Annotated in this window: 13 protein-coding genes; 5 read left to right on the top strand and 8 right to left on the bottom strand. The window is 69.7% G+C overall.

The features are described 5' to 3' along the window. Positions 1–14: 14 nt before the first annotated feature. Genes ACZ3HV_RS38175 through ACZ3HV_RS38160 form a run of 4 tightly spaced genes read right to left on the bottom strand, consistent with a single transcriptional unit; the run spans position 15 to position 4,109 of the window. Positions 15–863, bottom strand: coding sequence for an ATP-grasp domain-containing protein (locus tag ACZ3HV_RS38175; RefSeq protein WP_465691898.1), 849 nt, complete (start codon positions 861–863; stop codon positions 15–17). A gap of 5 nt (positions 864–868) precedes the next feature. Then, a complete protein-coding gene (locus tag ACZ3HV_RS38170) occupies positions 869–2,194 on the bottom strand; it encodes an MptA/MptB family glycosyltransferase (protein ID WP_465691896.1) in 1,326 nt (441 codons plus the stop codon). 11 nt (positions 2,195–2,205) lie between these two features. Further along, positions 2,206–3,462: a DUF2064 domain-containing protein gene (locus tag ACZ3HV_RS38165; RefSeq protein ID WP_465691894.1), complete on the bottom strand. Its 1,257-nt coding sequence runs from the start codon at positions 3,460–3,462 to the stop codon at positions 2,206–2,208. Beyond that, positions 3,459–4,109, bottom strand: coding sequence for a glycosyltransferase family 2 protein (locus ACZ3HV_RS38160; RefSeq protein WP_465691892.1), 651 nt, complete (start codon positions 4,107–4,109; stop codon positions 3,459–3,461). Before ACZ3HV_RS38160 ends, ACZ3HV_RS38165 begins: the two co-directional genes overlap by 4 nt. 122 nt (positions 4,110–4,231) lie before the next feature. Here ACZ3HV_RS38160 and ACZ3HV_RS38155 point away from each other — a divergent pair, with 122 nt between their 5' ends. After that, complete coding sequence (locus ACZ3HV_RS38155; protein ID WP_465691890.1) at positions 4,232–4,930, top strand: response regulator transcription factor; 699 nt, start codon at positions 4,232–4,234, stop codon at positions 4,928–4,930. Further along, positions 4,927–6,075 (top strand): sensor histidine kinase, encoded by a 1,149-nt coding sequence (locus ACZ3HV_RS38150; protein WP_465691888.1) that lies wholly within the window; start codon positions 4,927–4,929, stop codon positions 6,073–6,075. The genes ACZ3HV_RS38155 and ACZ3HV_RS38150 overlap by 4 nt, the downstream gene beginning before the upstream one ends. On the opposite strand, the gene ACZ3HV_RS38145 is transcribed toward ACZ3HV_RS38150, so the two are convergent. Together ACZ3HV_RS38145 and ACZ3HV_RS38140 are read right to left on the bottom strand one after the other, a co-directional pair. Continuing rightward, positions 6,049–7,086 (bottom strand): NAD-dependent epimerase/dehydratase family protein, encoded by a 1,038-nt coding sequence (locus tag ACZ3HV_RS38145; protein WP_465691886.1) that lies wholly within the window; start codon positions 7,084–7,086, stop codon positions 6,049–6,051. The two genes, ACZ3HV_RS38150 and ACZ3HV_RS38145, sit on opposite strands and share 27 nt — an antisense overlap. After that, on the bottom strand, positions 7,083–7,859 hold the full coding sequence (locus ACZ3HV_RS38140) for an S-methyl-5'-thioadenosine phosphorylase (RefSeq protein ID WP_465691884.1): 777 nt from the start codon (positions 7,857–7,859) through the stop codon (positions 7,083–7,085). The genes ACZ3HV_RS38145 and ACZ3HV_RS38140 overlap by 4 nt, the downstream gene beginning before the upstream one ends. A gap of 86 nt (positions 7,860–7,945) precedes the next feature. On the opposite strand from ACZ3HV_RS38140, the gene ACZ3HV_RS38135 reads away from it, so the two are divergent. Both ACZ3HV_RS38135 and ACZ3HV_RS38130 read left to right on the top strand, forming a co-directional pair. Continuing rightward, on the top strand, positions 7,946–8,449 hold the full coding sequence (locus tag ACZ3HV_RS38135; protein WP_465691882.1) for a hypothetical protein: 504 nt from the start codon (positions 7,946–7,948) through the stop codon (positions 8,447–8,449). Beyond that, positions 8,446–9,414 carry a sigma-70 family RNA polymerase sigma factor gene (locus ACZ3HV_RS38130; protein ID WP_465691880.1) on the top strand — a complete coding sequence of 323 codons (969 nt, stop codon included), beginning with the start codon at positions 8,446–8,448 and terminating at the stop codon, positions 9,412–9,414. Before ACZ3HV_RS38135 ends, ACZ3HV_RS38130 begins: the two co-directional genes overlap by 4 nt. A 27-nt stretch (positions 9,415–9,441) precedes the next feature. On the opposite strand, the gene ACZ3HV_RS38125 is transcribed toward ACZ3HV_RS38130, so the two are convergent. Then, positions 9,442–9,648 (bottom strand): hypothetical protein, encoded by a 207-nt coding sequence (locus tag ACZ3HV_RS38125; protein ID WP_465691878.1) that lies wholly within the window; start codon positions 9,646–9,648, stop codon positions 9,442–9,444. Between the two features lie 159 nt (positions 9,649–9,807). After that, positions 9,808–11,463 (bottom strand): bifunctional 3'-5' exonuclease/DNA polymerase, encoded by a 1,656-nt coding sequence (locus ACZ3HV_RS38120; RefSeq protein ID WP_465691876.1) that lies wholly within the window; start codon positions 11,461–11,463, stop codon positions 9,808–9,810. Positions 11,464–11,530: 67 nt separating this feature from the next. Here ACZ3HV_RS38120 and ACZ3HV_RS38115 point away from each other — a divergent pair, with 67 nt between their 5' ends. Further along, positions 11,531–12,886 (top strand): aminotransferase-like domain-containing protein, encoded by a 1,356-nt coding sequence (locus ACZ3HV_RS38115; protein WP_465691874.1) that lies wholly within the window; start codon positions 11,531–11,533, stop codon positions 12,884–12,886. Positions 12,887–12,912 lie beyond the last annotated feature (26 nt).

Genomic DNA, 12,912 nt, shown 5'->3' with positions numbered 1-12,912 from the left:
CCGGCGGCCGCGAGCTAGATGCGGGCCGCGACGGTGGCAGCGAGCTTCTGGGTTGCTTCCGGGGAGTGGGGGAGGAACAGGTAGGGCTCGATCAGTTCGAGCTCCATCAGGAGGAAGCGGCCGTTGACGACCACGCCGTCGACGCGTGCGTACGCCGGCGTGGGACCCGCCGCCTCCAGGGCTGTCCGGGCACCGTCCAATACGGCGGGTGCCGGGTCAGTCAGGATCGAGTGGCCGCCGCGGTGTTCCTGGACCCGGTAGTCACCAGCTGCCGGGCGCTTCACGACGGCGTGCGTGTACTCACCGTCGATGAACATCAGGGACCACTCGCCGTCGGTGAGGATCTCGGACTGGAACGGCTGGACCAGGTAGACGAGGTCCGGCAGTTCGTCCAGGGCTCGGTCGAGCTCCGCGGATCCGGCCAGCCCGCGGATCGTGTGCAGGGCGCTCGCGCCGACGATCGGCTTGATGACGATCTCCTGGCCGCTCAGCCCGGCGACCACCTCGCGCAGGCAGGCACCGGCGGCAACCTGGGACGGCACGATCGCGACACCACGCTCGCGGAGCTCGAGCAGGTACCGCTTGTCGCCGTTCCAGCGGACCAGACCGCTGTCGTTCAGCACGGGGACGCCGGCCTTGTCGAGCTGCGCGAGCCACTCGGTGAACTCGTCGTACCGGCGGTGGTAGTTCCAGACCGAGCGCAGCAGGACGGCGTCGTACCCGGACCAGTCGACGGACGGGTCGGTCCAGATCTCGACGACCGGGTCGAGCCCGGCGGCGCGGAGGGCGTCGACGAGCGGGAGGTCGTGCTCATGCAACTCGGCGAAGTCGGCCGAGGTCGCGAGGGCGATGCGTTTCGTCACGCCGATCAGTGTTGGGTGGCGAACGTCGGCGCGTCAAACGCCTTTGCTGTAGCGGTTCGGCGACGGATGGTGAGGGTGATGACAACGATGACAGCCGCGGTGAGGTGGATCAGGCCCTGCCGGGTGTCGTGCCCGAAGCTCGCGTAGGCCAGGTACGACGCCAGCGGTACGGCGAGCCACTCGGGCCGGCGCGCGAGGATCGCGAGCGCGATCAGCGGGAGGCCGTACCACGGATAGGTCGGGGTGGCGATCAGCAGCGCGGCGCCGTACAGCCAGCAGCAGGTGACGGCGATCGGGTCGTGTTTCGCCCGCCGGAGAGCCGTCGCTGCCAGGGTCAGCGCGAGGGCCGCGGCGACCAGCTGACGGGCCTCAGGAGGCAGCAGGAGCGCGAGAATCGCCGATCGGGAGCTGCCGTCGTCGAAGCCTTCCTGGGTCAGGTAGCCGGGCAGGAAGCCGAGCACCAAGGTGCCGGCGGCAAGGAACTGCGGGACGTACGACGCGATGAAGGTGCCAACGGCAACTATTGGTCGCCGGCCGCGGAAGGCGGGGAGCAGCAGGAGCGGCAGCAGCTTCACGCTCGCGGCCGCGCCGAGGAGGACCGCGGCGAGCTTCGGGCGTCGGGTGGCGGTGACGACCGCGGCAGCGATCAGGAGCGCGGCGAGGACGTCGATGTGTGCGGCGTTGCCGGCCTCGAGGGCGACGATCGGTGACCAACCCCACAGAGCTGCCCACCTTGGTTCCCGCACTGCGAGTAGCCAGGTGAGTGCTAAGGCGATCAACGCTGCTGCTATCTGGAGACCTAACGTCCCCGCGAACCACGGCGTGAAGAACGCGACCACCGTGAAGTAGGCCTGCGCGACGGGCGGGTAGATGGTCGGCACGCGCGGCCGGTTGATCCGCGTCCGCGGGTCATCCTGCGAAAGCGCCGCCAGCGCCGCCGGGTCCTTGGGCACCCGCGGTGGTCCGCTCACCCCCGACCGCTCGGTCGGCCCTAACCCCGGAAACAACACGGGATCCCGCAACCGCGCCAGGCTGTCGTCCAACGGCACCCGCGCGTACGGCGAATGGCCCGACAACTGCACCCGCCCGTCCCACACGTACCGGTAAGCGTCCGTACTAGTGATCGGCCCCTGCATCAGCCCAGGCAGCTGACACAACGCAGCAACCACCACCACGGTCGCCACGGTGAGCCCCTTGACCCACCACACGACCCCCATCACCACCAAACACCCCACCACCAGCACCACATTCGGCAACCACTTCCCAGCCGAAGCCCCAATCACCCCACCACAACACCCCACCGCCACCACACCCCCCACAACCCCCCGCATCCGCCGGGGCATCAGGCGGACCGGCGGAGGGTCAGGAAGGCTCGGTGGGCGGCTCGCCAGTCTTCGGTGGGGTGGAGGTTGGCGTGGCGGGCGTGCCGGAGGACGGCGCGGGTGCCGACTCTTGCCCAGGGCAACGGTGTGGAGCGGCGGCCGGTGGAGCTGCGCAGGACGATCGGGGCGGGGTCGTCGAGGTCGTCGTCCGGGTCGACCTCGACCAGGACGAGTCCGTCGGGGCGGACGAGTTCGGCGCAGCGACGGAGCAGGTCGGACGGGTCGCCGCCGATCCCGATATTGCCGTCCATCAGCAGCACACTGCCCCACCGCCCCTCACCCGGCAGTCGATCCTGGACCGGCCGCCGCAATGCCGCCGCACCACGGGCCGTCGTCAGCGACACCGCCCGTGGCGACACATCGACCCCCAACGCGGGGATCCCTCGCTCCGCCAGCGCGGTCACGATCCGTCCCGGCCCGCAGCCGATGTCGAGCACCGGACCTTCACACCGGCTCAGCGCGAGCCGGTCGACCTCGTCCGCGGGCGACTGCCAGCGGTCCAGCTCGGACAGCGACGGTACGGTCCGCCCATCGATGCCGGTAGCAACGACTCGCGCCGTACCGCCCAACGCCTGCTCGAACAGCAACCCCGGATGGGCCGCGTGCCGCAGTCGCTCGTGAAGCCGGGACATGCGCAACGACGGATGCGCGGCAGCGATCAGCGCGGCGTCGCGAGGCGTATCCATGTCGCGCAAAGTCGGCAACAGCATCACCCGCAGTCCGAGTGCTCGCAGCCGCCGCAGTTGGTCGCGACCGGTGTGATCGGTAGACATCGGTACGCCGATCAACGCCCGCCGATCAGGCACCCGGAGTCCGAGGCACCAATAGCCACCGTCGGCGGTCAGCCCGAGGACAGCGTCGTACCCAGGCCACCGGAACCCCAGCAGAGCAGGCGTCACCTGAGGCGTGTCCATGCCGACGAGCAGCATCGGCGTACCGTCGAAAGCGTCCTCGAACGCTGCCGCCAGCCGCTCGGCCAACCCGTCTCCACGCTGCCCGACGACGTCGAAGCCAGCTGGGAGCCAAGGACCAGGCGAGCCGTCGAGCGCGAGGACCCGGCGCGAGGCCGGCGCCGAGCGCACCGCACTCAGCGTGTCCACGAGCGACGCCCGGGCCAGCACCGCAGCCTCGTCAGCGGTGAACTCGGTCTGCAGCCGCGTCTTCACCCGCCCCGGAACCGGCTCCTTCGCGATGACGATCAGCGTCCCGCGGGTCACCTCGCCAGCACCTTCGACATGTCGAGGACGGCCCGGGCCGCGCCGAGCGGCGTACCGGTGACTTTGGACCGCCCGGAACGCGGCAGGTAGTCGACATCGACCTCCGCGATCCGCCAACCGGCGTCGGCGGCGCGGACCACGGTCTCCAACGGGTACCCGGATCGCCGGTCCAGCAGCCCAAGGTCCAGAAGCGCGGTACGCCGGGCCGCCCGCATCGGGCCCAGATCGTGCAAGCGGATCCCGGTACGGCGTCTGATCCGGCGAGACAGCTCGGCGTTCGCCCACCGAAGATGCCACGGCCACGCGTCCCGGGACACTGCCCGTCGACGGCCGACCATGAGATCGATCGACCCTGCCAGCACCGGAGCGGTCACCCGGACCAGCTGCCGCGGATCCAACGACGCGTCGGCGTCCATGAACGCGACCACATCGGCCTCGGCCGCTTCCAGGCCGGCCTGACACGCGGCGCCGTACCCTTTCGTCGGGCACCGGACGACGGTCGCGCCCAGATCCGCGGCCACGTCCGCTGAACCGTCGGTGGAACCGTTGTCGACGACAACCGCCCGCACCCCGGACGGCAACCGTTCGAGCACCCAGGGCAGGGCGGCAGCCTCGTTGAGGCACGGCAGGACGAGATCGACTGACACACTTCGACGGTAGGGAACATCGGTCCCGACAACGGACCGAGCGCGACTACGGATCGCTTACATCGCGACGCCGCACGGTGCGGACCGGGGGTGCAGTCGATCCGAAGATCTAGGCTCTAGGCGTGGCTACTCGTGTGCTCGTGGTCGACGACGACCCGACCGTGTCCAACGTCGTCTCGGCGTACCTGACCAAGGCCGGGTACGACGCCCGCGTGGTGGCCGACGGTGCCGCGGCGGTCGAAGTCTGGCAGCAGTGGAAACCGTCGGTCGTCGTCCTGGACGTGATGCTGCCCGGACTGTCCGGGCTGGAGGTGCTGCGCCGGATGCGCGCGGCCGACGACGGGGCCGCGGTGATCATGCTGTCCGCGCGCGGCGAGGAGGAGGACCGGCTGGTCGGACTGGAGGTCGGTGCGGACGATTACATGGTCAAGCCGTTCAGCCCGCGGGAGCTCACACTGCGAGTGCAGGCGATGCTGCGGCGCGAGGAACGGCTGGCCGGGCTCGACCTGACGCCGACCAAGCTGAGCGCCGGGCCGATCACGGTCGACACGGCAGCCCGGATCGCCTACCTCGACGGCACGGAGCTCGCTCTGACTCATCGCGAGTTCGACCTGCTCGCGTACCTGGTGTCGCATCCCGGCAAGGCGTACACGAAGGCCGAGCTGCTGCGCCGGGTCTGGGGGTGGGACTTCGGCGACTCCTCGACCGTCACGGTCCACGTCCGGCGGCTGCGTGAGAAGATCGAGGTCGATCCGTCCGATCCCCGGCTGGTACTCACGGTGCCGCGGACGGGCTACCGGTTCGTCGGGGACGCCGAATGAACAAGGACATGTTCACGATCCTGGCGCTCACCACCGTGTGGACGCTGATCGTGGCGGCTCTCGGGGCCGGGATCCTGTGGCAGTTCCGGCGGCGGTCGTTGCGGATCACGATGATCGTGGCGGCGCTGGCGCCGATGGCGGCCGCGTTGGCCGCGGTGCTGCAGAGCGTGCGGGCGATGTTCATCTCCGAGCACGACTCGTGGGTAGTGCTCTGGACCCTGGCGTTCGCGGCCCTGCTCGGGCTGGGGATGTCGGTCCTGCTCGGGCACTGGATCAGCACGGGATCGCGCGACGTGGGCCGGCGGTTGCGTCACCTCGGGACGTCGTACGAGGCGCCGGTCGCACTGGCCGGTGCGGTGCCGGCCGAGCTGGCGGAATTGGCGGACGAACTGGAGATGACGCGTCGGAAGCTGGCGGCGTCACATCAACGCGAGCGTGCGCTGGAGGCGAGCCGGCGGGAGCTGGTGGCGTTCATGTCCCACGATCTTCGTACGCCGCTCGCCGGGTTGCGGGCCCTGTCCGAGGGGCTCGAGGACGGCGTGATCGACGACGCACCCGGCGCTCTGCGGCAGATGCGCGCGACGGTGGATCGGATGACCGGGCTGGTCGACGACCTCTTCGAGCTGTCCCGGTTGTCGGCGGCGCCTCCGCCGCGGCGCCGGTCGGCGGTGAGTCTGCGAGAGCTGGCCGAGGACGTGGCGGGGGAGAACGGTGAGCACGCACGGTCTTCGGGTGTCGGGCTCAAAGTGTCGACGCCGTCGGACAACGATCGGCTCGCCGTCCAAGGTGATCCCGACGAGCTCACCCGCGCCGTCACCAACCTGGTCGGCAACGCGATCCGTCACACCTCACCCGGTGGGACGGTGACCCTGGCCGTCGACCGCGAACCCGACGGCCGCGTCCGGCTCGCCGTCACGGACGGCTGCGGCGGCATCCCGGCCGATGACCTCGAGCGCGTCTTCGACATCGGCTGGCGCGGCGACGAGCAGCGCACCCCGGACGCCGATTCGTCGACCGGTGGCGGACTCGGTCTCGCGATCGCCCGCGGAGTCGTGGAGTCCCACGACGGCCAGATCGGCGTCAGCAACGTGGATGGCGGCTGCGCCTTCCAGATCGACTTACCGCCGGTGCCCGCCGGCAACTAGGTCGGCGAGGCCTGTCGTGAGGTCGTAGGTGGGCTTCCATCCGAGGGTGTCCTTGAGCCGATCCGACGAAGCGGTGATGTGGCGGACGTCGCCCAAGCGGTACTGCCCGGTGACGACCGGAGCCGGTCCGTTGTAGGCACGGGAGAGCGCTGTCGCGACGTCGCCGATGGTCTGAATGGTGCCGCTGCCGACGTTGTAGGCGGTGAACGCCGGCCGGTGGGGGAGTGCGGCGGCGGACATGGTGACGCCCGTGGCGATGTCCCGGACGTGGATGAAGTCGCGCCGCTGGCGGCCGTCCTCGAACACCCTCGGCGCGTCACCGCGCTCCAGCATCGAACGGAAGATTGCCGCGACCCCGGCGTACGGCGTGTTCCGCGGCATGCCCGGCCCGTAGACGTTGTGGAACCGGAGAGCGCTCACTTTCCCGCCGGTTTCGCGTGCCCACGACGCGGCCAGGTGCTCGCCGTTCAGCTTGCTGGCCGCGTAGGCGTTGCGTGGATCGAGGAGCGCGCTCTCTGCGACCAGACCCGGCCGGAGCTGAGCGCCGCAGATCGGGCACGGTGGTTCGAAGCGACCCGCCTCGAGATCCTCGGTACGGCGTGGACCGGGCGCCACCTGACCGTGCTGATCACAGTCGTAGCGGCCCTCGCCGTACACGACCATCGAACTGGCATAGACGACGTGCCGGATCTTCGTGTGCGCGAGTTGCCGGAGCAGGACCGCCGTACCGACGCTGTTGCTCGAGACGTAGTCGTCCAGATCGTCGAGATCGACGCCGAGCCCGACCTTCGCGGCGAGATGGATCACGGTGTCGATGCCGTCCAGCGCCGCCGCCACGGTCGCCCCGTCACGCACATCGCCGACGATCAGCCCGGGTCGCGGCTTCGGCTTGTGCGCGTGCACGTCCGGTCGAAACGAGTCGAGCACCACCACTTCGTGGCCCTCAGCAAAGAGTTGGTGGTGGACATGCCGTCCGATGAACCCGGCGCCGCCGGTCAGCAGAACCCTCACCGGGCAGCCGCCGTACCGTCGAGGGCGTGGCGGCAACTGCAGTCGGCGTCCGGCTTCGGCAGTTGGCCGATCACCTCGGTGAGCAGGTGCCGCAGGCGCTCGATGCTCGCGCCGAAGACCTTGAACACCTCCGCCTGCGTGACTCCCTCGCCCATCTGGATCCCCGCGTCGTGGTCGGTGACGAGCGCGATCGACGTGTAGCAGAGCGCGAGTTCGCGGGCGATCGACGCTTCGGGAGCGCCCGTCATGCCGACGATCGACCAGCCCTGCGCCGCATGCCAGATGGACTCGGCGCGAGTGGAGAACCGAGGCCCGTTGATGACCACCATCGTGCCCCCGGGTACGACGTTGCCCGCGGCAATCACCGTCGCGCGGCCGGTGGGACAGTACGGGTCGGCGACGGACGTGTGCACCACCGGCCGGCCGTCGTACACCGTGTGTTCGCGCCCCCAGGTGCGGTCGACGTACTGATCGGGTACGACGAACGTGCCCGGCACGAGCTCCGGTTGCAACGAGCCGACCGCACACGGCCCGAGCACCTGCCGTACGCCGAGCTCCCGCAGGGCCCACAGGTTGGCTCGGTAGTTGACGCGATGCGGCGGGAAGCGGTGATCGGCACCGTGCCGGGGGATGAACGCGACCGCACGCCCGCCGAGCTCACCGACCACGGGCGGCTCGCTGGGCGGGCCGAAGGGTGTGTCGAGCTCGACGGTCTGTGCGTCGGACAGGAACGAGTAGAAGCCGGAGCCACCGATCACGCCGATATCAGCCATGATCCCGACGCTAGTACCGGGCGATGGGACGACTACCGGATTCGGCCGGACCGTCAGCGCTCCGTAATCGATGATCGAATGGTGCCGTGGAGGTCTCCTGGGCGCTGCTCGCGATCGGCGTGGTGCTGCTGCTGTTCGGCGCCTACGCGAGCTGGACCGCCGGGCGGCTGGACCGCCTGCACCACCGGGTGGACCTCGCCCGAGCCTCCCTCGAGACCGAGCTTTCCCGCCGGTCCGCCCTGGTCGCCGAACTGGCCGGCACCGGCATCCTCGACCCCGCGTCGTCCTTGCTGTTGCTCGACGCGGCGCACCGCGCCCGGACCGCGCCGCTGGATGCGCCGGCCGATCTGGAGGCGCGCGAGCAGGCGGAGTCCGCCCTGACCCGCGCGATCCATGCCACCGGCACCGATGTCGAACCGTGGGCCGGCGAGCTGAGCCTGGCTCAACGGCGGGTCCAGTTGGCGCGCCGCTTCCACAACGACATCGTGGTGTCGACGCGCGACCTCCGCCACCGCCGCCTGGTCACCTGGTTCCGCTTGGCCGGCCACGCGCCGATGCCGTGCACGATCGAGCTGGAGGACGGGCGTTGACGTTCGAGGAGCAGGCCGAGCGGTACCGGCACGAGCTGCGGGTGCACTGCTACCGGATGCTCGGCTCGTACGACGACGCCGAGGACCTGGTCCAGGAGACCTACCTCCGTGCCTGGCGTGCCCGCGACACCTTCGACGGACGCTCGTCGTTGCGTGCCTGGCTCTACCGCATCGCCACCAACGCGTGCATCGACGACGTACGACGCCCGCAGCGAGTCCTCCCGTATCAGTTGGAACCGGCAACCTTTCCAGCGACGGCGCTACCGCCTCGCGAGGATATCCCGTGGCTCCAGCCGTTCCCCGACGTACTCCTGGACCGCGCCGAGGAACCTGATGCGGTGGCGATCCGGCGGGAGACGATCGAGCTCGCTTTCCTGATCGCGATCCAGCACCTCCCACCCCGCCAGCGCGCCGTGCTGATCTTCCGCGACGTCCTCGGCTGGCCCGCCCGCGAAACGGCGTCGGTCACCGACCTGACGGTTGCCGCGGTCAACTCCGCCCTCCAACGAGCGCGCCCGGTCCTCCGCGAGCACCTGCCCCCGCACCGGTCCGAGTGGTCCGCCGCAACCCCGTCGCCTCAGGAACAGGAACTGCTGAACAAGTACCTGGCTGCCTGGCATGCTGCCGACCCGGGGGCGCTCGCCGCCCTGATGCACGAGGACGTCCGCATCACGATGCCGCCGTACCCGTTCTGGTTCGAGGGCCGCGCCGATGCCGTCCGCTCCTTGGTCCCCAACCTCACGCCGGCCTACCGCGGTCACTGGCGCTTCCTGCCGACCACGGTCAACCGCCAACCCACCCTGGCTGCCTACCTGCAACCGCCGAATACTTCGGGATTCAGGCTGTTCGGCCTGGACATCTTCCGCATCGAACAGGGCTTGATCGCCGAGATGACGGCCTACGAGACCACCGACTTCGCCCGCTTCGGGCTTCCCGCCGAACTCCGCTCCCCGGTGACGCGGTAGGCGCCACCGGGGAGGGAGCCGGGTCACTCAGACGCCGTGCTCGTTGCCGCGTTTGGGCGTGCGCCGGGAGAAGTCCCCGGTCACCCGGCCCTTGGTGTCGCGAACCTTGCCGTCGTCACCCAGACCACCCGACCGGGTCGCCTTCTTGGCCTGACGGCCCGACAGGGTGCCGCCGTTCTCCACCGCGTCCCGCCGCTGCTGAGCCTTCTTGTCGCCCCATGCCATGCGCCTCACGTCCTTCACTTTGTCGTGACGAATCCCCCGTGAAGTGCCTTGCTTTTCTGACGAACCCGGCGAATGTACTGCTGTCGTCAAGACGCCGGCACCCGATGCAAAGCATCAGTTCGGTTACGTCGCACGGTCTGACGCGCGGGCCGGCGCATCGGTTCCGGCCTACTTCGCGTCGGCGTACGTCGTGACTGTCGCGGTGGTGAACGCGAAGCGTGCGGGAGTGCGGCCGAACGTCAGTGTGCCGGCCAGATCCGACGCGGACTGGACGGCCTCGGCGACAGTGTCGGCTTCGTCGGCCGGGCAGTGCACGATGACCTCGTCGTGCTGGAAGAAGACCAGCTCTGCTTTGAGATCCGTCAGGGATTGCCGCAACGCCGCGAGCATGAGCAACGCCCAGTCGGCGGCCGATCCTTGGACGACGAAGTTGCGCGTGAAGCGACCGCGCGCTCTGGCATGGCGGGCGTCGGTCTGTGGCTCGTCGGCGGGTGGACCTTCCAGCAGAGCATCGTCCAGCGGAGCGCCCGCGGGTGGGCAGGTCCGGCCCAGCCAAGTCCGGACAAGGCGGCCTTCCTCACCCGCCCGGGCCGCGTCGTCCACATAGGCGACCGCTGCCGGGAATCGCTTCCGCAGCATGGCGAGGTTCTTCAACCCATCACCCGAGGTCTGGCCGTAGATCGCGCCGAGGACGGCGACCTTCGCCGTCGCGCGATCGCCGGAGAACGCCTTGTCCGAAACCGCCTTGTAGAGATCGCCGGGATCACTGGCCACCTCCATCAACGCCGGGTCGCGGGAGATGGCAGCCAGGATGCGCGGCTCGAGTTGGGACGCATCGGCAACCACCAGACGCCACCCCGGATCGGCGACGACGGCTCGGCGGATGACCTTGGGGATCTGCAGACCGCCGCCTCCATTGGTGATCCAGCGACCAGAGACAGTCCCACCGGGGACGAAGCCGGGCCGGAAGCGACCGTCATGGACCCAGTCGTGCAACCACGACCAGCCGTTAGCGGTGTAGATGCGATAGAGCTTCTTGTACTCGACCAGTGGCGCGACCGCCGGATGGTCGATCGTCTCCAGCTCCCAGCGGCGCGTCGACTTCAGCTGATGACCCGCCTGCTTGAACGCCTTCAGTACGTCGGCCGGCAGATCAGGCCGCACCCGCCGGCCGAACGCCGCCGACACCTCGTCCGCAAGCTCGGTCAGTCGCCGCGGCTCTCCGGTCCCGCCGAAACGATCGCCGAGCAACTCCGCGAGTACGTCGCGATGCGCGGACTCACTCCACGGCAGCCCGGCGCGATCCATCTCGGCGGCGATCAGCATCCCCGAAGACTCCGACGCCGTGAGCAGCCGCATCCGGTCCGGGTGCTCGGTGAGACCATGCCGCCTGAGCTGGTCGGCGTACACCCTGAGGAGCGCTTCGAAGGCCACGGGCTCGGCGGCGATCTCGAAAAGCGATGACTGCTCGCCTGGCACGACGCCTCGCAGCGGCGGATCGGGTGGCACCGGTCCACCACTCAACCGCGCCCAAGCCGCAGCCGCCGAACGGGGCTCGCCCAGCCGTCCCTCGTGCCCCAGCAGCAGTCCCTCGGTGTTCTCGATGTCGTAGCAGCGCTCGACCCGCACGCCGCTCGCCAGCAACCGCGGGTAGATCTCGGCCGACGACCGCCACACCCAGCGCGTCACCTGAGGACGCGAGGCCACCGCAGTCGGCAGGTCCGGCTCGTGCAGCACCTCACCGGCAGGCTGACCGTCCGGATGCAGGGCGACAAGCACCGCTCCGCCACCCTCCTCCGGCGCAATCGCCCACCGCTCGTCCATACCCGAATCCAACCACCCGGCATGGACAGTCCTCGGTTCATCAGGCCAGTGGTGGCAGACTGGACTTATGTGGCGGGAGGCTGACCTCGATACGGCGGACGGGACGAAGACCGAGCAGGTCGAGGCGCTCGTGCTGCGGCGGATCGAACGGGGGGACCTCTCGATCGGCTCCCGGCTGCCGTCGGAGCGGGTGCTGGCGGACCGCCTGGGCCTCAGCCGGGTGACCGTCGTCCGCGCGTTGGAGAACTTGCGGGCGGACGGCGTACTGGAGACCAAGCGGGGCTCCGGGACCGTGGTCCGGCCGCTCGATCGGCTCCTGGACCCGATCGCGCCGGCGTCCACGGTGACGGCAGGGGATCAGCCCGTGCTGGATCTACGCTTCGCCACGACCGCGGCGCCGCACGATGTGGCTGAGGTGGCGGCTCAGATCGTGCGGGATGGTCTCCCGCAGGCCATGGGCGGAGACGGGCCGCCGCCGGGCGGCTCTTTGGAGCTACGTACGGCGCTCGCCGAGCGGCTGACCCTGGAGGGCGTACCAACCGAGCCGGACCAGTTGACCCTCACCGTCGGCGCGGCAGCCGGTTTGAATGCCGCACTGGCCGGACTGGACCTCGGACCGGGTGTAGCGATCACCGAGACACCGACGTACCCGGCCGCCTTCGACCTGCTCAGAAAACACCGCCTGGATGTAGCAGGTTGGCCGGCCGGCGTCTGGGACACCGACCAGCTCGCACACCTCTGCCGACGACACCGCCCGAAGGTCATCTACCTCCAGGCCGACAACCACAACCCAACCGGCCTGAGCCTCCCGGCAGATCGCCGTACCGCGGTAGTCGAGATAGCACGCCGGTACGGCGCCGCACTGATCAGCGACGAGACCATGCGACCGCTTTGGCTGGCCGGCGGGAAGCAAGCGGAGCCACTGAGTCGCTACCCGCGCACGGTCAGTGTGGGCTCGCTGAGCAAGACCGTGTGGGGCGGACTGCGCGTCGGCTGGGTCAGAACCGGCAAACAGCTCCGCAGACGCATTAACACCGCCGCACAGCTCAGCGTCGCGTCACCCAGCGCTCTCGACGACCTACTGGCCCAGGCCATCGTCCAGAAGCTCGACAAGGTGATCAGCCGCCGCCGCACTCGGCTGCGCGCCAACCTGACCGCTCTGGAGACAGGACTCAGGACTCTCGACGGTGTGGCGTGGCCCACGCCCACGGGCGGGATGACCCTGTGGCTGGAGCTGACCGAGACCAGAGCACGCCGAGTGCTGGAGGCAGCGCGTGAGCACGGTCTGCTGCTCGGTGCCGGCGACCTGTTTACGCCGGAGGGGACGGACCGCCGGCACATCCGGATTCCGTTCACCGCACCGCCCGCCACGCTCCGGCTGGTGGTCGCCCGGCTCGGCGAAGCGCTGGCTCAGTCCACTTGATCTGAGGTGGACTGAAGATCCATGCC

The sequence above is a fragment of the Kribbella sp. NPDC020701 genome, from assembly GCF_055562215.1.
The sequence above is the reverse complement of the archived record's forward strand: the minus strand, read 5'-3'. Positions and strand labels throughout refer to the sequence as shown.